Annotated in this window: 19 protein-coding genes; 6 read left to right on the top strand and 13 right to left on the bottom strand. The window is 60.1% G+C overall.

The window, feature by feature from the left end:
* Positions 1–28 precede the first annotated feature (28 nt).
* Positions 29–1,402: a GH1 family beta-glucosidase gene (locus AC1DM5_RS10125; RefSeq protein WP_477818173.1), complete on the bottom strand. Its 1,374-nt coding sequence runs from the start codon at positions 1,400–1,402 to the stop codon at positions 29–31.
* A 240-nt stretch (positions 1,403–1,642) separates the two neighbouring features.
* On the opposite strand from AC1DM5_RS10125, the gene AC1DM5_RS10130 reads away from it, so the two are divergent.
* On the top strand, positions 1,643–2,050 hold the full coding sequence (locus AC1DM5_RS10130; RefSeq protein WP_477818172.1) for a DoxX family protein: 408 nt from the start codon (positions 1,643–1,645) through the stop codon (positions 2,048–2,050).
* A gap of 79 nt (positions 2,051–2,129) precedes the next feature.
* On the opposite strand, the gene AC1DM5_RS10135 is transcribed toward AC1DM5_RS10130, so the two are convergent.
* The 5 genes from AC1DM5_RS10135 to AC1DM5_RS10155 all read right to left on the bottom strand — a co-directional run bounded on the left by AC1DM5_RS10135 (position 2,130) and on the right by AC1DM5_RS10155 (position 8,294).
* Positions 2,130–3,317 (bottom strand): Gfo/Idh/MocA family protein, encoded by a 1,188-nt coding sequence (locus AC1DM5_RS10135; RefSeq protein WP_007817496.1) that lies wholly within the window; start codon positions 3,315–3,317, stop codon positions 2,130–2,132.
* Positions 3,318–3,344: 27 nt separating this feature from the next.
* Complete coding sequence (locus AC1DM5_RS10140) at positions 3,345–4,400, bottom strand: sugar phosphate isomerase/epimerase family protein (protein ID WP_007817498.1); 1,056 nt, start codon at positions 4,398–4,400, stop codon at positions 3,345–3,347.
* A 246-nt stretch (positions 4,401–4,646) separates the two neighbouring features.
* Positions 4,647–5,594, bottom strand: coding sequence for a substrate-binding domain-containing protein (locus tag AC1DM5_RS10145; RefSeq protein ID WP_007817501.1), 948 nt, complete (start codon positions 5,592–5,594; stop codon positions 4,647–4,649).
* Between the two features lie 85 nt (positions 5,595–5,679).
* A complete protein-coding gene (locus tag AC1DM5_RS10150; RefSeq protein ID WP_477818171.1) occupies positions 5,680–6,684 on the bottom strand; it encodes an ABC transporter permease in 1,005 nt (334 codons plus the stop codon).
* Between the two features lie 83 nt (positions 6,685–6,767).
* On the bottom strand, positions 6,768–8,294 hold the full coding sequence (locus AC1DM5_RS10155) for a sugar ABC transporter ATP-binding protein (protein ID WP_477818170.1): 1,527 nt from the start codon (positions 8,292–8,294) through the stop codon (positions 6,768–6,770).
* A 166-nt stretch (positions 8,295–8,460) separates the two neighbouring features.
* Between AC1DM5_RS10155 and AC1DM5_RS10160 the strand changes: the two genes are divergently transcribed.
* Positions 8,461–9,492 (top strand): LacI family DNA-binding transcriptional regulator, encoded by a 1,032-nt coding sequence (locus AC1DM5_RS10160; protein WP_477818169.1) that lies wholly within the window; start codon positions 8,461–8,463, stop codon positions 9,490–9,492.
* Positions 9,493–9,504: 12 nt separating this feature from the next.
* Here AC1DM5_RS10160 and AC1DM5_RS10165 read toward each other — a convergent pair whose 3' ends face one another.
* The 6 genes from AC1DM5_RS10165 to AC1DM5_RS10190 all read right to left on the bottom strand — a co-directional run bounded on the left by AC1DM5_RS10165 (position 9,505) and on the right by AC1DM5_RS10190 (position 16,861).
* Positions 9,505–9,891 carry an ester cyclase gene (locus tag AC1DM5_RS10165; RefSeq protein WP_477818168.1) on the bottom strand — a complete coding sequence of 129 codons (387 nt, stop codon included), beginning with the start codon at positions 9,889–9,891 and terminating at the stop codon, positions 9,505–9,507.
* Between the two features lie 129 nt (positions 9,892–10,020).
* Entirely contained in the window at positions 10,021–11,331 is a 1,311-nt protein-coding gene (xylA, locus tag AC1DM5_RS10170; RefSeq protein ID WP_477818167.1) for a xylose isomerase, read from the bottom strand.
* A 35-nt stretch (positions 11,332–11,366) separates the two neighbouring features.
* A complete protein-coding gene (gene xylB, locus AC1DM5_RS10175) occupies positions 11,367–12,821 on the bottom strand; it encodes a xylulokinase (protein WP_477818166.1) in 1,455 nt (484 codons plus the stop codon).
* A 21-nt stretch (positions 12,822–12,842) separates the two neighbouring features.
* The gene (locus tag AC1DM5_RS10180; protein ID WP_477818165.1) at positions 12,843–13,868 is read right to left on the bottom strand and encodes a LacI family DNA-binding transcriptional regulator; all 1,026 of its coding nucleotides are present in this window, start codon (positions 13,866–13,868) and stop codon (positions 12,843–12,845) included.
* Between the two features lie 159 nt (positions 13,869–14,027).
* Positions 14,028–15,629 (bottom strand): DHA2 family efflux MFS transporter permease subunit, encoded by a 1,602-nt coding sequence (locus tag AC1DM5_RS10185; RefSeq protein ID WP_477818164.1) that lies wholly within the window; start codon positions 15,627–15,629, stop codon positions 14,028–14,030.
* Positions 15,630–15,652: 23 nt separating this feature from the next.
* On the bottom strand, positions 15,653–16,861 hold the full coding sequence (locus AC1DM5_RS10190) for an HlyD family secretion protein (protein WP_477818163.1): 1,209 nt from the start codon (positions 16,859–16,861) through the stop codon (positions 15,653–15,655).
* Between the two features lie 152 nt (positions 16,862–17,013).
* On the opposite strand from AC1DM5_RS10190, the gene AC1DM5_RS10195 reads away from it, so the two are divergent.
* From AC1DM5_RS10195 to AC1DM5_RS10205, 3 genes are all read left to right on the top strand, one after another.
* Positions 17,014–17,694 (top strand): TetR/AcrR family transcriptional regulator, encoded by a 681-nt coding sequence (locus AC1DM5_RS10195; protein ID WP_477818162.1) that lies wholly within the window; start codon positions 17,014–17,016, stop codon positions 17,692–17,694.
* Between the two features lie 104 nt (positions 17,695–17,798).
* Positions 17,799–18,638 (top strand): AraC family transcriptional regulator, encoded by an 840-nt coding sequence (locus tag AC1DM5_RS10200; protein WP_477974953.1) that lies wholly within the window; start codon positions 17,799–17,801, stop codon positions 18,636–18,638.
* A 101-nt stretch (positions 18,639–18,739) separates the two neighbouring features.
* Positions 18,740–19,489: a TerC family protein gene (locus AC1DM5_RS10205; RefSeq protein WP_477818160.1), complete on the top strand. Its 750-nt coding sequence runs from the start codon at positions 18,740–18,742 to the stop codon at positions 19,487–19,489.
* A gap of 39 nt (positions 19,490–19,528) precedes the next feature.
* Here the strand turns inward: AC1DM5_RS10205 and AC1DM5_RS10210 are convergent, their stop codons facing one another.
* Positions 19,529–20,902 (bottom strand): pilus assembly protein TadG-related protein, encoded by a 1,374-nt coding sequence (locus tag AC1DM5_RS10210; RefSeq protein WP_477818159.1) that lies wholly within the window; start codon positions 20,900–20,902, stop codon positions 19,529–19,531.
* A 289-nt stretch (positions 20,903–21,191) separates the two neighbouring features.
* Here AC1DM5_RS10210 and gltX point away from each other — a divergent pair, with 289 nt between their 5' ends.
* Positions 21,192–22,646 carry a glutamate--tRNA ligase gene (gltX, locus tag AC1DM5_RS10215; protein ID WP_477974954.1) on the top strand — a complete coding sequence of 485 codons (1,455 nt, stop codon included), beginning with the start codon at positions 21,192–21,194 and terminating at the stop codon, positions 22,644–22,646.
* The last annotated feature ends 10 nt before the right edge of the window (positions 22,647–22,656 follow it).

Raw genomic sequence — 22,656 nt, forward strand, 5'->3', positions numbered from 1 at the left:
ATCGATGCCCTGCCGAAAATACCTGGCCTCAGACGGCCTTGTGGTTGCCCTTCGGGAATTGGCTGGCAAGTTCCCGATACCACTTCCCGCTCTTCTTGACCGTGCGAACCTGCGTTTTGTAATCGACGTGAACGAGGCCGAAGCGCATGCGATAGCCTTCCGCCCATTCGAAATTGTCCATCAGGCTCCAGGCGAAGTAGCCGCGCATCGGATAACCGTCCTTGATGAGGTCGGCGACGACATTGAGATGGTCGCTGACATAGTCGAGGCGCATCACGTCATCCACCGCGCCGTTGACCACATCGGTATTATCGCAGGCGCCATTCTCGGTGATGTAGCATTCCGGCAGCTCGTAACGGCGATAGAGGTCTTCGACGAGCAGCTTGAGGCCCGGCGAATAGACTTCCCAGCCGATATCCGTCTTCACGTCGCTTGCGGGAGGCGCTTCCACCGTCCAGGGGAAATCGCCCTTGCGGCTGGCGTCGTCGGCAACGCGCTCCGGCTTGTAATAGTTGAGGCCCCACCAATCGAGCTTCTGGTTGATCACCTTGAGATCGCCGTCCTCGATGACGGGCATGCGGTCGCCGAGCGCTTCGACGAACTCGTCAGGATATTGGCCCTTGAAGACCGGATCGAAGAAGGCGCCGTTATGGAACTGGTGCGCGCGTTCGCCAGCGGCGAGATCAGCCGCGCTGTCCGAGCCCGGAATGATCGACGAGGCGTTGAGCACCAGACCGACGGGCACGTTCGGCGCTTCGGAACGGATCGCCTCGACGCCGAGACCATGCGCCAGGTTCATGTAGTGCATGGCATGCAGGGCTGCCTGCATGTTGCGCTCGCCCGGCGCATGAATGCCGTAGAGGTGGCTGAGCCAGACGATGCACCATGGCTCGTTGAAGGTGGCAACGCTGTCGAGACGATCGCCAAGGCGGTTCATGACCGTCTTGGCGTAACGCTGATAGGCATAGGCCGTCGAACGCGCCGTCCAGCCGCCATCACCGGCGAGCAGCAGCGGCAGGTCCCAGTGATAGAGCGTCGCGAAGGTCTTGATGCCACGTGCCTTGCAGCCGTCGACGAGACGATCGTAGAAATCGAGGCCGGCTTCGTTTATCGGGCCTGTGCCGTCAGGGATGATGCGCGGCCAGGCGATCGAGAACCGATAGGCATCGACACCCATCTCCTTGATAAGATCGAGATCCTGTTCCAGCCGGTTATAGTGGTCGCAGGCAACATCGCCGTTATCGCGATTATAGACGCGGCCGGGCATGTTGCAGAAGGCGTCCCAGATGGACGGCTTGCGGCCATCGGCCTTGCTGGCGCCCTCGATCTGGAAGGCAGCGGTGGCAACACCAAAAGTGAAATCACCGGGGAAGCGGTCTGCAAGCTTTTTCGGATCGATCATTTGTGAATCCCATCTCTCAGTTATGGACTGACCGTTTGGGCGGGGTTTAGCCAAGCCCGCGCCCAAAGTACAGGCCGGCAGCACGAAAAACTGCAACGTTACAGGAAGAAAGACGACAGAACAGCGAGGCCGTCACAAGCCACTCTTCCGGATCTCATAACGCCAATGTCAGCAGTCGTGATTTGCCGTCGCACCCCTGATCCTTACACGGAAAGGGCATCACAATATGAAAGGAAACGAATGCTCTCTTCGATCCATCTGCTGCAGCCGCATCTCCTGAGCCTGCTGCGCATCGTCTCGTCCCTCGTGCTTTTCAGCTACGGAACGCAGAAGATCCTGCTTTTCCCGGCCGCGGCAAGCGTGCCGCCCGTCGGTTCGCTTTCGTGGGTTGCCGGCCTTATCGAACTCACGCTCGGCTTCCTGGTACTCATCGGCTTCCAGACCCGCATCGCAGCCTTCGTGCTTTCCGGCCTGATGGCCTTTGCCTATTTCATCGGTCACGCATCGAAGAGCTTCTTCCCGGCACAGAATGGTGGCGTCGCGGCGATCCTGTTCTGCTTCGTTTTCCTTTATCTGGTCGCCGCCGGCGCAGGTCCGTTCAGCGTCGATAACCTGCTGAAGCGCGGCCGCACTACGGTTGCAGCCTGATCACTACAAAAGGAAAAGCCGGGGCGATATCGAACCGCCCCGGCTTTTTTAATGACATGCGCCTTATCGGCTCAGAAGCTCAGACCTTGACCCACGCGCCATTGCGCTTGGACGACGCCACGCAGGCTTCCACGAAGGCGACGCCCTTCACACCATCATCGACGGTCGGGTAGACCACGGCCTTGTCGACCGCCTTACCTTTCTTGTGAGCGTTGATGGCATGTGCGGCTTCCGTATAGATCGTCGCAAAGGCTTCCAGATAACCTTCCGGATGACCCGACGGAACACGGGAAACGCGGGCAGCAGCAGCACCGGAACCGGCGCCGTTGCGGGTGATCAGCCGCTTGGATTCGCCGAACGGCGTGTACCAGAGATAGTTCGGATCGGCTTGAACCCATTCGATCCCGCCCTTGGTGCCGTAAACGCGCACCTTGAGGCCGTTCTCATGACCCGGCGCCACCTGGCTGCACCACAGCATGCCCTTCGCCGGCTTTTCCGAACCCTTGGCCTTGAAGCGCAGCATCACATGGGCGTTGTCGTCGAGACGGCGGCCCGGCACAAAGCTGTCGAGGTCGGCAGCAAGGCTGTCGAGCTCCAGCCCGGTGATGAACGAAGCGAGATTATAGGCATGTGTGCCGATATCGCCGGTCGAACCGCCCACACCGGACTGCGCCGGGTCAGTGCGCCATGCAGCCTGCTTCTGGCCGGACTGCTCGATGGCCTCCGTCAGCCAGTCCTGCGGATATTCAGCCTGCACGATGCGGATATCGCCAAGCTCGCCGTTCGCGACCATTTCGCGGGCCTGACGGACCATCGGATAGCCGGTGTAATTATGCGTCAGGATGAAGAGAGCGCCGCTCTCGTCGGCAACCTTCTTCAGCTTCTTGGCATCGGCAAGGTTTGAGGTCAGCGGCTTGTCGCAGATGACGTGGATGCCGCGGCGCAGGAATTCCTTGGCAGCGTCATAATGCACATGGTTCGGCGTGACGATGGAGACGGCTTCGATGCCGTTCTTCAGCTTCGCTTCGCGGATCGCCATTTCCCGGTAGCTGGAATAGGTGCGCGACGGATCGAGACCGAGATCGCGACCGGACTGGGCAGCCTTTTCCGGCGTCGACGACAGTGCACCGGCGATCAGATCATACTGATCGTCGATACGCGCCGCGATGCGGTGGACAGCGCCGATGAAGGCCCCTGCCCCGCCGCCGACCATGCCGAGCCGGATGCGCGGCTCGCGGGTCTGTTCGGATGATGCTTCGATTGCCATAATATTCTCCTCGAAATCCTGATCCGGTTACGACAGACCCAGCATGCGCCGGTTGGCCGCCTGGTCGGTGCCGCCGGCAGCGAAGTCGTCGAATGCCTTTTCAGTGACGCGGATGATATGTGCCGCAACGAATTCAGCGCCTTCACGCGCACCGTCTTCAGGATGCTTCAGCGCGCATTCCCACTCGACCACGGCCCAGCCGTCGAAATTATTGGCGGTCATCTTCGAGAAGACAGCGCCGAAATCGACCTGGCCATCGCCCAGCGAACGGAAGCGGCCCGCGCGTTCGACCCAGCCCTGATAGCCGCCGTAAACGCCCTGACGTCCGGTCGGATTGAACTCGGCATCCTTGACGTGGAACATCTTGATCCGGTCTTTGTAAATGTCGATGTTGTCGAGATAATCGAGGCACTGCAGCACGTAGTGCGACGGGTCATAGAGCATGTTGGCGCGCGGATGATTGCCGACGCGCTCCAGGAACATCTCGTAGGTGATGCCGTCATGCAGGTCTTCGCCCGGATGGATTTCGTAGCAGACGTCGATGCCGTTTTCGTCGGCATGATCGAGGATCGGCTTCCAGCGGCGGGCAAGCTCGTCGAAGGCGGTCTCGACGAGACCGGCGGGGCGCTGCGGCCAGGGATAGATGAAGGGCCAGGCAAGCGCGCCGGAGAAGGTCGCATGCGCCTTGAGGCCGAGATGCTTGGAAGCCGTCAGCGCGTACTTGACCTGCTGGACGGCCCATTCCTGACGCGCCTTCGGATTGCCGCGCACTTCAGGTGCGGCAAAACCATCGAAGGCTTCGTCATAGGCCGGATGGACGGCAACGAGCTGGCCCTGCAAATGGGTGGAAAGCTCGGTGACCTCGACGCCGTTTTCACGCGCCTTGCCAGCGAATTCATCGCAGTAATCCTTGGAGGTCGCCGCCTTCTTGAGGTCGATGAGCTGGCTTGCCCAGGTCGGAACCTGCACGCCCTTGTAGCCGATATCGGCCGCCCATTTGGTGATCGCGTCCCAGGAATTGAAAGGAGCGGTATCACCCGCGAACTGTCCGAGGAACAGGCCCGGTCCCTTGATCGTCTTCATGTCAGATTCCTCCCTGAATATCGATCGTAAACGTTTCCGATAAATCTTAGTGCGCCGTTTGACAAAGAAAAGGCGCCTCCCCGCCAGTGCGAAAGATTTAGCGGGTGGGCCAAAATCAACGCGGTCTGGACCTAATCACGCTCACCGCGGATCGGCAAGAGGTACGTGCCGCATTTTGGCTTCAACTTGTCCGAAGGCATGAAAAATGCGCCCATCCTTTCGAATGGGCGCACGATGAAAGTATTATCAGAACGGAGAATCCGGGAAGTAGAAGTTCTTGGCATTCTCCTTGGTGACGAGCGTTGCGTCGAGGATGTAGTTGCCGTGAACCGGAACCTGATCGTAGAGCGCAGCAGCCGTCAGTTCCATGGCTGTACCGACCATTGCCGGCGGATAGAGAACGTCAACCGGGATCAGCTTGTCGCCATCCATGACCTTCTTGACCATGTCCTTGGAGCCGGCGCCGGCAACGACATACTGGATGTCGGTGCGCTTGGCCTGCTCGATGGCCTGCAGAACGCCGACTGCCATGTCGTCATCCTGGCACCATACAACGTCGATCTTCGGATACTTCGTCAGATAGTCCTGCATGACCTTGAAGGCGTCGTCGCGGTTCCAGTTGCCGTACTGGCGGTCGAGAACCTTGACCTTGGAGCCTGCAATACCCTTGTCGAAACCGTCCTGGCGCTGCTGGTCGATCGGGATCGGCAGGCCGCGGATGATAACGACCTCAGCTTCCGGGGTCTTTTCGGCAATATACTTGCCGGCGACTTCGCCGAGTGCCGGATTGTTGCCGGCGACATAGAGATCACGCACGGAATTGTCGTTGTTCGACGGCGCGCGGTCAACGAGCGCGACGAACTTGCCCTTGCCCTTGACTTCCTTGATGGCGTTGACGAGCGGATCCGGATCCGACGGCAGGATAACGAGTGCGTCGATGCCCTGCGTGTCGAGGTCCTGCACGGCGTTTGCCTGCGTTGCGGCATCCGGCGAGGTCTTGACGATGACGTTCAGGCCCGGATGTTCGGCCATCAGCTTCTTGGCAACGCGCTCGGCATGGAACACGACGCCCGACGTCCAGCCATGGTCAGCGGCCGGAATGGACACGCCGATCGTGTAATTCTTGTCCTGGGCGTAGGCTGCGCCGGCAAAAGCCACCCCCGCAACCGCCAGACCCAACATGAGCTTGCGCATGCTATTTCCTCCCAAAAATATCAGGGACTTATTCAATCCGGGCCGGGTGCCCTGGATAGCCCGGCCAATCCGAGAAGCACTTGTCTTACGATTTGCGCACCAGCGACCGCTGCACCAGCATGGCGATGATGATGATCGCACCCTGGATTGCGCCGATCAGGTATTCGCTGATGAAATTCGAAAGCAGCATGATGTTGCCGACGAGCTCGAGAATGAAGGCGCCGCAGATCGTGCCCCATACCCGGCCGGCACCACCCTTCAGCGCCGTACCACCGACGACGACAGCCGTGATGGCCTGCAGCTCCCATAGGATGCCGGTCGTTGCCGAGGTCGAGCCGAGGCGCGGCACATAGAGCAGCACGGCGATCGCCACGCAGAAGCCCTGGATGACGAAGGCAATTGTGCGCACGCGGTTGACAGCAATGCCGGAATAGCGCGCGACATCACTGTTCGAACCGACAGCCACGACATGCCGACCGTAACGCGTACGATAGAGGATGAAGGCCGCGACGGCGGTGACCGCCAGGATGACGACGATCGGCACCGGCATGCCGAGAATGCTGCCGAAATAAGCCGGACGATAGAGCGTCTGGATATCTGCCGAGCGCAGCGTGATCGCGCCACCCTGCGAGAGCCATGTCGTCAGACCGCGATAGATGCCCATCGTACCGAGCGTCGCGATAAAGGGTTCGATCTTGCCGACCGTCGTGATGAGTCCGTTTGCGAGACCACAGAGCGCACCGGCGACCACCGCGAAGACGACAGCCGCAACCAGCATCAAGGTCGGATCGGCGATGACGCCGGAATTGATGAGCAGGATCATCAGGCTCGCGACGAAGGCCACCATGGAGCCGACGGAAAGGTCGAGGTCGCCGGCCGAGATCACGAAGGTTGCACCGACAGCGATGATGGCAATGAAGGCACAGCGCGTCGCGACATTCGTAAGGTTGGTGATGCCGATGAAATTCGGGTTGACCAGTGCGCCCACGATGAGGAGCAGGGCCAGTGCGGCAAAGGGCGCAACCGCGCGCAGATCGACGTCACGCCAGGATCTGCGCCGGATTTCCCTGGTCTCCTCGTTAACACTCATGTCCAAAACCAACCTCCCGTCCCATGACTGTTGGGCACTTTGTTTGTCCCGCGCGCAGCACGCCCGTGCCGCGCCGTGCCGGCTCAGGCAGCAGCCTGACGCTTCAGCCCCGCGGCGTAACGCATGATTTCCTGTTCGGAAATTTCATCCCCCTCGAGCATGCCGACGATCCGGCCTTCACGCATGACAGCCACGCGTGTGCAGAGACCGATAATCTCGGGCATTTCCGAGGACACGACGATGATCGACCGCCCGTCGCGGGCAAGCGCCGAGATGAAATGATAGATCTGCTGCTTGGTACCGACATCGATGCCGCGCGTCGGCTCATCGATGATGATGATCTGCGGTTCTGTTTCCATGACCTTGGCGAGCAGCAGCTTCTGCTGATTACCACCAGACATGCGGCCGGCAATGATATTGCCGTCGCGTACGCGGATGTCGAAGCGCCGCTTGGCCTTTGCAAGCGCTGCCGCTTCGCTGATGGGGCTCAGATAGCCATGGCTGACATGGCGTTCGAGCGATTGCAGCGTAAGGTTGGCGATCATACCCGAACCGAGCAGCAGCCCCTTCGACTTGCGGTCCTTGGTCATATAGGCAAGACCGGCGCGATTGGCGGCACGCGCATCGCCCGAAGACACGCTTTCGCCGTGGATAACGACCTCGCCGGAGAGGCGCGAACGCAGGCCGGCAACAGCTTCCATCAGCTCGGTACGACCCGAACCGATAAGTCCGGAAAACCCGATCACCTCGCCCTTGCGCACTTCAAAGCTCGCATCCTGTACATAGCCGGTAGACACCGAACTGACGCGAAGCACGACTTCCTCGTCGACATTGGGCTCGACTTTGGCGGGATAGAGGCTGGAAAGCTCGCGACCGACCATGAGCTGCGCGATGGATTCGCCATCCAGCATGGAGGTCGGCGCAGTCTTCACCCACTGGCCGTCACGCAGGACCGTGACCCTGTCGGTCAGTTCCATGACCTCATCGAGCTTGTGGGAAACGAAGACGAAGCTGGTGCCCTTATCGCGAAGCTTGCGCACCTGCTTGAAGAGCATATTGATCTCCTCGCGCGACAGAACCGCCGTCGGCTCGTCCATGAAGACCACACGCGCATCGCGGCTGATCGCCTTGGCAATCTCGACCATCTGTTTGTCGGCAATGGAAAGTGAGCTGATCATCGCATTCTCATCGACATGCGAACCGAGCATGTCGAGCACCCGGCGCGTCTCACCGCGCATATATTTACGGTCGAGCACGCCGAAATGCGTGACCTCGCGTCCGAGAAACAGGCTCTCCGTTACGGTCAGATGTTCAGCGAGATTGAATTCCTGATGGATGATGACGATGCCCAGTGCCTCGGCAGCACCGTTCGGCGGCAACACTATGGACTTGCCGTCGAGTAGGATCTCGCCCGAGGTTGGCTGCTCGAAGCCGGAGAGAATCTTGACGAGGGTGGATTTTCCGGCGCCGTTTTCACCCATCAGCGCATGGATTTCACCGGCGCGAAGATCGAAATTGACGCTGAAAAGAACCTGCACGCCGCTGAAAGACTTGCAAATGCGCTTGGCGGACAACACCACCGGTGCAGCCTCTGCGGTATCCACGGTCATGATTTCCTCCTGCGGCTCCCATCCGCTTATGTTGGGCATATGTAAACCTTTACATCAGGCATGTAAAGGTTTACATCGTGGATTTACACAGACTTGTCAGCAGTCGCCTTTGACCTCCCGGTAAGTCTGTGTAGTGTGCGGCGAAGACAGCCCAAGGCAGAGCCCCGTGTCGAATTCCACGCCCGCAACAATCGAAGACGTCGCCCGTATCGCCGAGGTTTCCATCGCGACGGTTTCGCGGGCAATTCACATGCCCGAAAAGGTGGCCAATTCCACGCGCCTGAAGGTCAACCAGGCGATCGCGATCACCGGCTACACGACCAATGCCATGGCGCGCAGCCTGCGGCTCGGTCGTTCGAACATGATCCTGGTCGTGGCACCCGATATCGGCGACCCCAACTTTTCCAATATCCTCATCGGGCTCGAAAACGAAGCACGGGCCCATGGCTACGGCGTGCTGATCGGCCACACGCAGAATGATGCGCAGCGCGGCCTGGAATATCTGAAGTTTTTCAGTTCCAACCAGGCCGCCGGCCTTATCCTCTTTACCGGCATCCTGCCCTTCGGCCACCAGACTGTGACGGCGCAGCTGCCGCCGAGCGTCGGCGTCTTTGAACCCGTCTTCAATGGCGGCATTCCCTATGTCGGCGTCGACGATATGGAAGGCGCAAGGAAAGCCGTCGATCTGCTTCTGGCGGAGGGACACCGCAAGATCGCCTTTATCGGTGATTCCCGCACCCGCCTCGCCTATAGCCGCCGCCGGCAAGGCTACGATGCCGGCCTGGACGCCGCCGGCGTGCCGAAAGACACGCGTATCGTGCTGGAAGGCGATGGCACGATCGAGAGCGGCCGCCATGCCGTGGAGCAGCTCTTCATGCGTGACACGCTGCCGACCGCCTTCATGTGCGTCAACGACCAGACGGCGATCGGCGTCATGATCGGCCTCAACGCCCGCGGCTATAACATCCCCCAGGATTTCTCCGTCACCGGCTTTGACGACGTACCGCAAGCCGTGTTCATGAGCCCGTCGCTGACGACCATTCGCCAGCCGCGCACGGCAATCGGCAAACAGGCCATGGCGCTGCTCCTGGAGCTTCTCTCCGACGGCCGCCCTGCCGAAACGGAAATCCTGCTGCGGCCGGATCTCGTCGTGCGCAATTCGGTGTCTGCGCCACCGCGCAACTGGCAGAAGCGATAAGCGAGTTAGGTTCTAAAGCTGAGCCTCGATAGCCGCCTTGTCGATGACCGACCAGACCTCGAATATCCGGCCGTCCATGAACGCGTAGACGACATTCTCAGCAAAGCGCACCCTTCTGCCATTGACCGGCAGACCGAACAGCATCCCTTTCGGCGTGCAGTCGAAAAGCAGGCGGCTCGCGATGCGCGGCGGCTCGCAGACCAGCATGCTGATATCGAAAAACAGGTCGGGGATAGCCCGGAAATCGCCTTCGAGCATCTCGCGATAGCCGGAGAGCCCGATACGCTTGTCATTATAACTGACATCCTCATGCACGAAATTGCTGAGATTCAGCCAGTTCTGGCTGTTCAGGCACGCAACATAGCCGCGATAGAGATCTGGAAGCTCAGTATCGGTCATGGAAACTATCCCCGCTCGTAGGTTGTCGGCTGGAAATTAGGACGGTGGGAGCACCAGACAATGTCGATCCGCGCATAAAAAAGCCGGGGAGCTCTCGCTCCCCGGCCCTCATGAGAAATCAAACCGGCATCAAACGTAGCGGTTGACGATGTTTTCGAGCAGTTCCTGCTTGCCGGATTTCGGCTGCGGGTTGACGTCCTTGCTCTCGACCCAATGGGTGATCTCTTCCAGCGAATATTCGCCGCGGAAGAGCTTCTGGCCCTCAGCCGAATTCCAGCCGGCATAGCGGTCTGCGAGCGGCTGGGAGAGCGCCTTGTCCTCGATCATCTTGGCAGCGGCCTTCAGACCGCGGGCGCAGCAATCCATGCCACCGATATGGCCGATCAGGAGGTCTGCCGGGTCGAGCGACTGACGGCGCAGCTTGGCGTCGAAATTGGTGCCGCCGGTCTTGAAGCCGCCGCCTGCCAGAACGTGGTAATAGGCGAGCGCCATTTCCGGAACATTGTTCGGGAACTGGTCGGTATCCCAGCCGGACTGGTAGTCGTTGCGGTTCATGTCGATCGAGCCGAAGATGCCGAGCGCGTTGGCGAGTGCCAGCTCATGCTCGAAGGAGTGGCCGGCCAGGATCGCATGGCCCTGCTCGATGTTGAGCTTCACCTCGTTTTCGAGGCCATGCTTCTTCAGGAAGCCATAGACGGTCGCGACGTCGTAGTCGTACTGGTGCTTGGTCGGCTCCTGCGGCTTCGGCTCGATGAGGATCGTGCCCTGGTAGCCGATCTTGTGCTTGTACTCGACAACGAGGTTGAGGAAGCGGCCGAGTTGGTCGAGCTCGCGGCCGATATCGGTGTTGAGCAGGGTTTCATAGCCTTCGCGGCCGCCCCACAGAACATAGTTTTCGCCGCCAAGCTTCTGCGTGGCGTCGATGCAGGTCTTGACCGTCGCAGCAGCGAAAGCAAAGACATCCGGATCCGGGTTGGTTGCCGCACCCGACATATAGCGGCGGTTCGAGAAAAGGTTCGCCGTGCCCCAGAGCAGCTTGGTGCCGGTGGCAGCCTGCTTCTCAGCGAAATAGTCGACGATCTCGTTCAGGTTCTTGGTGTTTTCGGCAAAATTCTTGCCTTCCGGGCGCACGTCGGCGTCATGGAAGCAGTAGTAGGGCGCGCCGAGCAGCGAGAAGAATTCGAACGCAACGTCGGCCTTGAGCTTGGCGGCCTTCATCGTGTCTTCAAACCACGGACGCAGGAAGGTCTGGCCACCGAAGGGGTCGCCGCCCGGCCAGGTGAAGGTGTGCCAATAGGCGACGGCGAAGCGCAGATGGTCTTCCATGCGCTTGCCGAGAACGATTTCGTCCGGCTGGTAGTAACGGAAGGCCAGCGGGTTGGTGCTGTCAGGGCCTTCGTACTTTATTTTCTGAATGTCGCCGAAAAATCCGGTGCTCATTTGGGTTCTCCTTGGGTTCAGTTCTTATGGATGGATCAATGGGCCAGCGACTTGATCGCCGGGTAGACGGAGCGGTAGCGCTTGTAGGCATCTTCATAGGCGCCGCTGAGGGCGGCGACAGGCTCGATCGTGCCGGCAGTGACCGGCGGCGTGCAGACGGCAACCGGATCAGCACCTGTTGCCGCAATCAGGCCAAGGCGGGCAGCACCGAAGGCGGCGCCGAAATCGCCGTCCGCCGGCATGTCGACGGGAACGTCGAGCGCGGTCGCAATCGAGGCGAGCCAGTAGCGCGAACGCGAGCCGCCGCCGATCGCCGTGACGCGGGAAATATCAGTACCGGCCGAACGCAGCGCTTCCAGATTGTCGCGGATCGCAAAGGAGACGCCTTCCAACACTGCCTGTGTCAGCACCGCACGGCTGCTTTCATGCTCAAGACCGATGAAGGCGCCGCGGATGACCGCATCATTGTGCGGCGTGCGCTCGCCCGAAAGATACGGAAGGAAGGTGACGCCGGTCGGCGCCTTCAGGCCTTCGCCGATTTCGCCGGTGAGATCGGCGGCCGACTTGCCGGTAACCGACGAATGCCAGTTCAGCGCGTCGGTCGCCGAGAGGATGACGCCCATCTGGTGCCAGGTATTCGGCAGCGCATGGCAGAAGGCATGAACAGCACTTTCGGGCTTCGGCAGATAGGCGGCATTGGCGGCAAAGAGAACGCCCGACGTGCCGAGCGAAACGAAAGCAGCCCCATCGCTGACCGTACCCATGCCGCAGGCCGAAGCCGCATTGTCGCCAGCGCCACCGGCAACGACGACATCACCGGAAATGCCCCAGGCCGAAACGAGCTCGCCGCGTAGCTTGCCGCCTTGCTCCGTGCCTTCGACAAGCGTCGGCATCTGCTTCTCGTCGAGATTGGTCGCAGCCAGCAATTCCGACGACCAGGCGCGCTTGCCGGTATCGAGCCAGGACGTACCTGCTGAGTCGGACATCTCAGAGATATGTTCACCCGTCAGCCAGAGGCGCAGATAGTCCTTCGGCAACAGAACCTTAGCGACCTTGGCGAAGATCTCGGGCTCGTTCTTGGCGACCCAGGCAAGCTTCGGTGCGGTGAAGCCCGGAAAAACGATATTGCCGGTCAGCTTGCGGAAGCGCGGATCGGCGTCGAGGGCCGCAGCCTCAATATGGGAACGCGTATCGTTCCAGAGGATGCAGGGACGCAGGACCTTATCGGAGGCGTCGAGCAGGGTGGCGCCGTGCATCTGGCCAGAGAGGCCGATACCCTTGACGGCTGCAAGCTCCTTCGGATGTTTGGCCTTGAGGCCGGCAACAGCCTCTTCCGTTGCGCGTACCCAATGGGCCGGCTCCTGTTCGGACCAGCCGGAATGCGGACGCGAGACGTCGAGCGAACCATTGGCGGAGCCGATGATCTTCTGATCGCCGTCGATCAGCATCGCCTTGACGCCCGAAGTTCCGAGATCGAGACCCAGATACATGTGGTATTTCTCCCTTTGCCGTTACGGCAGATTGTCTTTCAGGAATATGTCGAGGCGAATGCGCTCCTGTGCGTCGATGACCGAAAGCCCGTCCGCCTTTGCCTTGAGAACACGGATCGCGCTGCGCACCTCATGGCCGGCATCCTGATTGAGGATTGCGTCGATAGTGCCGTCGAGAAGGGCAGCGCGAGTATGTGCCGTCAATTCATGGGCAATCACCGTCAGCGCCCTGTCGACGGCCTTTTCCTTCAGCGCCCGGATCAAACCGCGGTTACCGGCACCGAGGCTGTAAATGCCGATGATGCCGTCGTTCTTCCCAAGCGCATCGGCAATCAGCATGTGGGCAACTTCAGGGTCGTCCCGGCCTTCGAGAACCGATAATAAATGCAGCGCCGGAAACTCCTGAGCCATGACGGCGGCGAAGCCCTCCAGGCGTTCGCGATGGTCGCGTACCAGCATAGAGCCGGCCAGAATGGCAATCTCGCCCTTGGCGCCGCCGAGGAAGCGTCCGAGCAGGCGCGCAGCGGTACGCCCTGCCGCAATATTGTCGACGCCGGCATAGTGGTGGCGCAGCGAACCCGTCAGATCGGAAACGAGCGTGACGACCGGAATGCCATCTTTCACCAACCGGTCGACGGCGGAGCGCACATCGGGCGCATCGGTCGCGACAAGTGCAACACCGGAGGGCTTTTCGGCCGCGAGCGTTTCCAACTCACGCACCAGCGCCTGCGGATCGAAGGCGGGCACCTCGACGATGCGGATATCCGTACGCTCGGCGACCGAACGCGCGATCGCTGTGCGGATTTCGGCATTCAGGCCATGCATGAATGAGTTGTCGCTGGCGGGCAGGATGAAGGTCAGCGGATAGACGCGACCTTTGGCAAGGTTTGCAGCGGCCACGTCGCGCACATAGCCGAGATCGCGGATCGCGGTTTCGACCTTCTCCCGCGTCACATGACGTACGCCCGGCCGCTGGTTCAGAACCCGGTCCACGGTCGCAAGACTGACGCCCGCCGCAGCGGCGATATCATGAACGGTTGGCCTCATCATTCCTCCTGGACGAGACCATTAGCGCCAAATTTGATGTACGTAAATCAAAAAAGTGCACGAGGTGGCAAACACCCTGTTGAAGGGAAGCGAAACYACCCRTGCAGAAAAACAAAAAGGCCCTCCGAAGAGGGCCTTTCTTGCAATGACGGCCGGAGGTCAGTGGCCGCCACCGCCTCCCCCGCCGCCTTGCGGCGCGGGTTTCTTGATCATGAAGACGCCAAGGACCATCGCCAGGAAAAGCACAGTCAGCATCAGGAAAATGTCGCCGAACGAAAGGATCATCGCCTGTTTGGTGGCCAAGCCGACCATCTGCTTGACTGCAACATTCGCACCATCCAGACCCCAATTATTGAAGTTGTTGGTCATGTTGTTCATCTGGTCGATCGCAGCCGTGTTGCCCCAGTGCACGTTTTCACGCAGACGCTCGTAGTGCACGTCCTGTCGGGTGGTCAGCACGGTGTTGATAACAGCAAGACCGACGGCGCCGCCGAGGTTACGCGTCAGGTTGAAGAGGCCGGATGCGCCACGGATACGCTGCGGCGGCAGGGTGCCGAGCGCAATGTTGTTGATCGGCACCATGCACATCATCAGGCCGAAACCGCGCAGGATCTGCGGGATGAAGAGCTCGTAGAAGTCCCAGTCCTGCGTCAGATGCGTCATGATATAGGTGCCGGCCGCAAAGCTCACGAAACCGATCGCCATCATGAAACGCAGGTCGAGTTTCGTCGACAGTCGGCCAGCAATCGGCGCGGTGAAGAACATCGCAAGGCCCGACACGAACATCGTCTCGCCGATCATCTGCGAATCGTAACCGCGGATGCGGCCGAGATAGACCGGATAGATATAAGTGAGCCCGTAAAGGCCGATGCCCATGACGAAGGAGAACACCGAACCAAAGGAGAAATTGCGGTTGGCAAAGGCCGTGAGATCGACGACCGGGAATTCCACCGTGAAGGCCCGGTAGAAAAAGACGACACAGGCGACGGCGGAGGCAACGGCGCCGATGACGATGGAGCTATCGTTGAACCAGTCGTTCGAATTGCCTTCTTCCAGCACATATTCCAGTGCGCCAAGGAAAACACCCATAGACAGCAGGCCGTACCAGTCGAACTTCTTGAAGAGCGACAGTTCCGGCTTGTCGAAATCGATAAAGTTCCAGGTGACGATCGTGACGATGATACCGGGCACGATATTGACCAGGAACAGCCAGTGCCAGGAGAAGGCATGGCTCAGGTAACCGCCGACCGTCGGGCCTATGGTCGGCGCCAGCGTGGCGATGAGGCCAATGATCGGCGAGACGATCGCACGCTTCGACGGCGGGAAGATCGTGAAGGCGGCCGCGAAGACCGAGGGGATCATGCCGCCGCCGATGAAGCCCTGAATGACACGGTAGACGATCATCTGGTCGATGTTCGTCGCCGTTGCGGCCAGGGCGCTCGCCATGGTGAAACCGGCAGCCGAGATTGCGAAGAGATACCGTGTCGAGATGATACGCGCCAGCGTGCCCGACAGCGGGATCATGATGACTTCGGCGATCAGATAGGCAGTTTGCACCCAGCCGATTTCGTCCGTGCCGGCAGACAGGCCTGCCTGGATTTCGGCGAGCGAAGCGGAGACGATCTGAATGTCGAGGATCGACATGAACATGCCGAGCACCATCGCGAAGAAAGCGATGAGCCTTTTGGGATCCATGCGATCGGCGGCATGCGCAGGCGCTGCCGGGATCGAACCTGCCGTTGCTGTCGCGCTGCCGGCCATGGGACTACCTCCGCCCTAAGGCCTTACTTCACCGGTGCCGTGCGGGTATCGACGTCGACCACGACGCTGAGACCGGCGCGCAGGCGGCCGCTATCGAGCGCATCCTGTGGCAAGACGATGCGAACCGGCACGCGCTGGATGATCTTGGTGAAATTACCCGTCGCATTTTCCGGCGGCAGCATCGAGAAGACCGAGCCGGAGGCCGGCGCAATCGATTCAACGGTGCCGACAACAGGATAATCGCTATAGGCATCGACATGGACGTTCACCTTCGAGCCGGCAACGAGATGCTGGATCTGCGTTTCCTTGAAGTTGGCGTCGATATAGAGCTGGCGCGTCGGCACGAGCGCCATCAATCGCTGGCCAGGCGAGACGAGATCGCCTTCCTGAACCGAACGGTTGCCGACGACGCCGTCATAGGGTGCCTTCAGCACCGTGAAGGAAAGGTCGCGGGCAGCCTTGTCGCGCTGGATTTCCATCGTGCGGACGGAGCCTTCGGCTTCCTTGCGCTGAGCCTCGAGGATTGTGATGTTGGCCTGCGCGAAAACGATGTTGGCATCGCCGCCGGCAAGGTTTGCCTTGGCCTGATCGAGCGCCGTATTCGCATCATCGAGATCGGCCGTGGTGCCGACCGACTTCGCCTGCAGGTCGCTCTGGCGCTTCTGCTTGATCTCTGCGCCGCGCACCGTGGCTTCGAGGGCAGTCTTCTGGGCCTGGGCCTGCACGAGGCTGGCCTTGGCGCCTTCGATCTGCGCATCGATTCGGCTGAGCGACAGCTGCTCGGTTTCGATCTGAGCGTTCGCCTGGTCGAGGGCGTTCTGGTAGTCGCCGTTATCAAGGGTAGCGAGAACGTCGCCTGCCTTGACTTCCTGGTTGGCGACAACATTCACCTTCGCGACATAGCCGGTGACCTTCGGCGAGATCGTCGCGATATCGCCCTCGATATAGGCGTCCTCGGTCGACACCATGAAGCGGCCATTCGTCCACCAGTCGTAGCCATACCAGCCGGCACCGGCGAGAAAAGCGAGCACGACGACGGGCAGCACGAGGCTACGGCGCTTCTTCGGGGCAGACGGAGCCGGTGCGACAGCAGGCGCGGACTGCGCGGGAGCCGTCTGCGGTGCCTCGGCCTTCGGGGCTTCAACGGGAACTGCGGTTTCCGCTTTTGCCTCTTCGGCGTCGGCATTTTCGCTGACGATGCGCGCGACGTTGCTTTTCTGGTTTGTCGACATGGACAAGCTACCGATCTGGAGTAAAATAATCGAACTGAACGGTTCGGTTCAGTTGACATAAATGGTTTTTGACTTCATATCAAGATGCATAGAACCAATCGGTTCGATTTCTTTAAAAGAAAACATGAATTCGCCAAGACGGTTAAGGAGACATGACACTGAAGCCCGAGGATACCGCCGTATTCAGCCCACCCGTTCCGGGAGGCCGCTTTGCTGCGGGTGAGGATCCTGCCAAGCGCCAGCAGATCCTTGATGGTGCCAGGCGCGTGTTCCTAAAGATGGGCTTCGACGCGGCCAGCATGAACGACGTGACCCGCGAGGCCGGCGTCTCCAAGGGAACGCTCTATGTCTACTTCGCCAACAAGGAAGAACTCTTCCACGCCATGGTCGAGACCGAGCGCGCCGCCTTCGTCGCAGCCGTGCGCATGGTCCTTGCGGAGCACGACGATGTCGAGGCCGGCTTGTACGAATTCGGGATAACCTTCGTTACCCACATGACCGAAGACAAGGTCATCGATGCCATGCGCACCGTGCTCGGTGTGCGTGAGCGCATGCCCCTTCTCTGTCAGCGCTTCTTCAAGGGGCCGCAGAACCTGCGCACTATCATGCACGACTTCCTGGAGCGGCACGTGCAAGCCGGCACCCTGAAGATCGAAGATATAGATCTCGCCGCCGGCCAGTTCCTCGACCTTGCAAGCGGCAGCTTCTTCAAGCTGCGTCTCTTCGGTAACATGGAAGGCCCGCCGCCGCGCAACGAGATCGAGCGCGTCATCCGAGGCGCGATCTATGTCTTCATGGCCGCCTATGGCGTGCGCAAGCACGAGCCCGCCTGATCCCATCTTGACCCCGATTGGTTTTCTGCCGGATTTGCGCAATAGCGATCAAATCCGGCCGCCGCATTTCCTCTAGGAATGAGGCGGCAACCAGGGGAGAAGAGATGAGCGCCATCGGACGGGCGATATGGTTCATCGAGAGCCATTTCGAAACTGATATAAGCCTCGATGAGATCGCAGAAGCCGCCGGATTGTCGCGCTATCACCTGTCGCGTGTCTTCGGTCTGGTGACCGGCCATTCGATCAGCGGCTATATCCGCGCACGGCGCCTGAGCGGTGCCGCGCTGTCCCTCATCTCAGGCTCATCCAGCATCCTCGAAGTTGCCCTCGATGCGGGCTACGGCTCACACGAGGCTTTCACCCGTGCCTTCCGCGACCAATTCGGCATGACACCGGAAGCGGTGCGCCGACAGGGGCACATTCGCAACCTCGCTTTGATGGAGCCTATCAGGATGAAAACCGCAAACCTTACCGATCTCGAACCGCCGCGTTTCGAAACCCTGCAGCCGATGCTTTTTGCCGGCCTCCAGGAAACCTACGCCTATGGCGGCAATGCCGCGATCCCCTCGCTCTGGCAGAAGTTCAATCAGCATTTCGGCCATATACCCAACCAGAAGGGCAATGTCGCTTACGGAATCTGTACCCATATCGACGGCGAGGCCGAGAAATTCCGCTATATGGCGGCGGCAGAGGTGTCCGACGCCGACGATCTGCCGGATGGCTTTGCGACACTGAAGTTGCCGACCCAGCGCTACGCCGTCTTCTCTCACCGCGGTCATGTTTCCGGTATACCGGTCACGATGGACCTGATCTTCGGCAACTGGTGGCCGACTTCAGGCCTCGAACACGGCAGCATGCCCGACATGTTCGAACGCTACGATGAGCGCTTCGATCCCCACACGGGGATGGGCGGAACGGAAATCTGGCTGCCGATCAAGGAATAAAAGCCTGATCGTTTTCGTATACCCCCTTGCGGCGCTTGCCCGGCAGGTCCGCAACGATACATTGTCCGCGTCCTTATGTGACGCAAGGGGGAAATACGCCGATGCAGGATATCATGACGCTCATTCAGGACCCGGCTGCCTGGGTGGCGCTTGTCACGCTCGTGGTGATGGAAGTGGTTCTCGGGATCGACAACCTTATCTTCATCTCCATCCTCACCAACAAGCTGCCGCCCGAGCATCGGGAAAGAGCCCGCAAGACCGGTATCGCCCTTGCTCTCGTCATGCGTCTTGCCCTGCTCGGCACCATCGCCTGGATCGTCCAGCTCACCGAACCTCTTTTCGAGCTTTTCGGCCACGGCTTCTCCTGGAAGGATCTCATCCTGATCGCCGGCGGTCTCTTCCTCGTCTGGAAGGCCACCAAGGAAATCCATCACAATGTCGATCCGGAGGATCAGCACGAGAATTTCATTGCAGGCAAGACAGGCACGAGCTTCGCCTCGGCGATCGGCCAGATCCTGCTGCTCGATCTCGTCTTCTCGGTGGACAGCATCATCACCGCCGTCGGCATGACCCCGCATCTGCCGATCATGATCATCGCCGTCATCGCTGCCGTCACGGTCATGCTTGTCGCCGCAACGCCGCTCGCCAATTTCATCGAGCGCAATCCGACGATCGTCATGCTGGCGCTCGCCTTCCTGCTGATGATCGGCACGACGCTGATCGCGGATGGCATGGGCTTCCACGTGCCGAAGGGCTACGTCTATGCCGCCATGGCCTTCTCGGCCCTCGTCGAGATACTGAATATGTTCGCGAGGAACGCGCGCCGGCGAAAGCGTGAGGGCAGCCACTAAGGCCGCACTTGCCGCACGGTTTAGCTGACTATCTCCGCCTTACTGAGTGAGGCGGAGATTTTTCTCAGCGCCGGCCGCCTTGCTGAAGAGCACCGACATCGCCGTCTTCATGTCGTCCCCAGGCTTCACTTCGAAGAAAAGATCATCCGAAGCGCACTCCTTGAGCTTCGGTCCGATCTGCGTGCCGAAGGTCGGATTGATCGCCCGGTTCCAGATCGGGTCCGTCGGAATGGGAAGATAGGTCGTGTAGAGGATCGCGAGCTTGATATTGCGGCTTTTGAGCTGCGAGCAATATTTCAGATCGATGGGTTCGAGACAGCGATCGGCATCGGCCCAGCCGAGATAGCCGGTGCAGCCGGAAGGCTTGCGACTGTCCCCTAGGCCATCGGTGACGAAGAAGATCACGGTCTGGCGGTCGCTTGTGCTCGTGCCGTTGCCGCCATTTCCCTTGATCTCATTTCCCATGTTTGTCAGCGCAGTATCGAAGCTCGTCAGCGCGTCCTCGTTGTAGCCGTGGTGGTCGGTCGTCATCAGCGTCACCTGCCCCACGGCATTGGCGATGCTTGCCATGTCGATCGTCGGCGCGGCGACTTTCAGGATGCCGTAGCCGGGCTCCTTTGCGGCCTTGCCGAAGTTGTAGGCTGCGACGCGGAACTGGTCCGGCGAGGTGCGCAGGCTTGTCACGTCATCCATCAGCGCCTTGGCGGCCTGCGCCACCACGTCGATGCGAAGCGTCACGTTATTGGCGCGAGCGATGTAGAAATTGCTGGACGTATCGTCATGCACGGTGCCGTCATTGCCGGTCCACGACATATGGCAGGCAAAGGCGCAGTTCCGTCCGGCAGCGTCCTGAGCATTGGCCGAGACGGAGACAAGCTTGTTGATATCGGCCTGCGTGGCACCGATCCCCATCGATGGGGTGTTGTCGAGCAGCATGTAGAAATCGGTATAGATGCGCCTCTCGGCACCATAGGTCGCCGTCGCAACACCGGTCACGGTCATCGTGTCCTGGCCGAGGATCTGCATGAAGGTTGTCGGAACCTGTGCCGTGAAGGTCACCTTGGAGCTGATGTCTCCTCCCGACTTGATGACCTTGACGTCTACGTCGAGCGCAGTCGTGCCGATATGCACGTCGCGCTGCGACAGGAAAAGCGTCTTGCCGTCGGCATCGCCGACATCCACTTCGCCATCCTGCTTCATCTGCTGGGCAGCAATCAGAGCCGGCGATTTTGACGATATCGCGCCAAGTGCTGCGGCATCCGCAGCCCCCATCAAATCCGAATGAATTTCGAGAGCGCTTCCATAATCGACCGCAATGCCGGCGGCGCCGAGCAGTGGGACGATCGCGAGAGCAGTCAGGATACCGAAATTGCCGCGGCGATCTCCGAGGAGACGCAGGAAAGGGGCGCGCATAATATGACCTGTAAAAAATCAATGATTGTTCAATGAGTAAAATAATGGATGGAAGAGCTTAATATATTGCCCAATGACCTCCGCTCCGGCGGGCCGGAAGTAGGCCGTCGAAAGCGGTTTTTCTTGACGCGCCCTTTTGAATATGGCCTAAGCGCAGCCACACGGATAATCGGCGGATTATGCGGGCAGACGCCTTGCTCCAGCCGATTTCTGATAGATATCTGCATTCTCCAGGCCGGACGTCGCTTTCATTGAAAAGCCGCTCGGCATTCATTGACGGGCACATAAAATGACAGCTTCCGGCGTCCGCGTCCGCATCGCTCCCTCGCCGACCGGCGAGCCGCATGTCGGCACCGCTTACATCGCTCTCTTCAACTATCTCTTTGCCAAGAAGCACGGCGGCGAGTTCATCTTGCGCATCGAGGATACCGATGCGACGCGCTCGACCCCGGAATTCGAGACCAAGGTGCTGGATGCGCTGAGATGGTGCGGGCTGGAATGGAAGGAAGGCCCCGATATCGGCGGCCCCTACGGCCCCTATCGCCAGTCCGACCGCAAGGACATGTATCAGCCCTACGCCCAGGAGCTGCTGGAGAAGGGCCATGCCTTCCGCTGTTTCTGCACGCCCGAGCGGCTGGAGCAGATGCGCGAAAGCCAGCGCGCTGCCGGCAAGCCGCCGAAATATGATGGTCTCTGCCTGACGCTCAAGGCCGAGGAAGTCACCTCGCGCATGGCCGCTGGCGAAACCACCGTCATCCGCATGAAGATCCCGACCGAAGGCTCGTGCGACTTCACCGACGGCGTCTATGGCGATGTGTCGATCCCGTGGGATTCCGTCGACATGCAGGTGCTGATCAAGGCGGACGGCATGCCGACCTATCACATGGCCAACGTCATCGACGACCATCTGATGAAGATCACCCATGTGGCACGCGGCGAAGAGTGGCTGGCATCCGTGCCGAAGCACATTCTGCTCTATCGCTATTTCGGCTGGGACCAGCCGGTGTTCATGCATCTGTCGCTGATGCGCAATGCCGACAAGTCGAAGCTGTCGAAGCGCAAGAACCCGACCTCGATTTCTTATTATTCCGCGCTCGGCTACATCCCCGAAGCGGTGATGAACTTCCTCGGCCTGTTCTTCATCCAGATCTCCGAAGGCGAAGAACTTCTGACCATGGACGAGCTCTCCGAAAAGTTCGATCCGGAAAACCTGTCCAAGGCCGGTGCGATCTTCGATATCCAGAAGCTCGACTGGCTGAACGGCCGCTGGATCCGCGAAAAGCTGTCCGAAGAGGACTTCCGTGACCGCGTGCTCAACTGGGCGATGGAAAACGATCGCCTGATGGCAGGCCTGCGCCTGTCGCAGACGCGTATCTCGAAGCTCGGCGAACTGCCGGATCTTGCAGGCTTCCTGCTGAAGTCCGATCTTGGCCTGCAGCCGTCCGACTTCGCCAAGATCAAGTCGCCGCCGGAAGAGATCCTCGAGATCCTCAACACGGTTCAGCCGGATCTCGAAAAGATCCTGGAATGGAACGTAGAAACGATCGAAGCCGAACTGCGTGCTATCGCCGACCGCATGGGCAAGAAGCTGAAGGTCGTGGTAGCCCCGCTCTTCGTCGCCGTCTCCGGCTCGTCGCGCTCGCTGCCGCTCTTCGATTCCATGGCGATCCTCGGCCGCTCGGTCGTTCGCCAGCGCCTGAAGCTCGCCTCGCAGGCGGTCGCCGCCCTCGTCGGCGCGAAGTAAGAACAGTCAG

Source organism: Rhizobium sp. 01T437 (assembly GCF_056398505.1).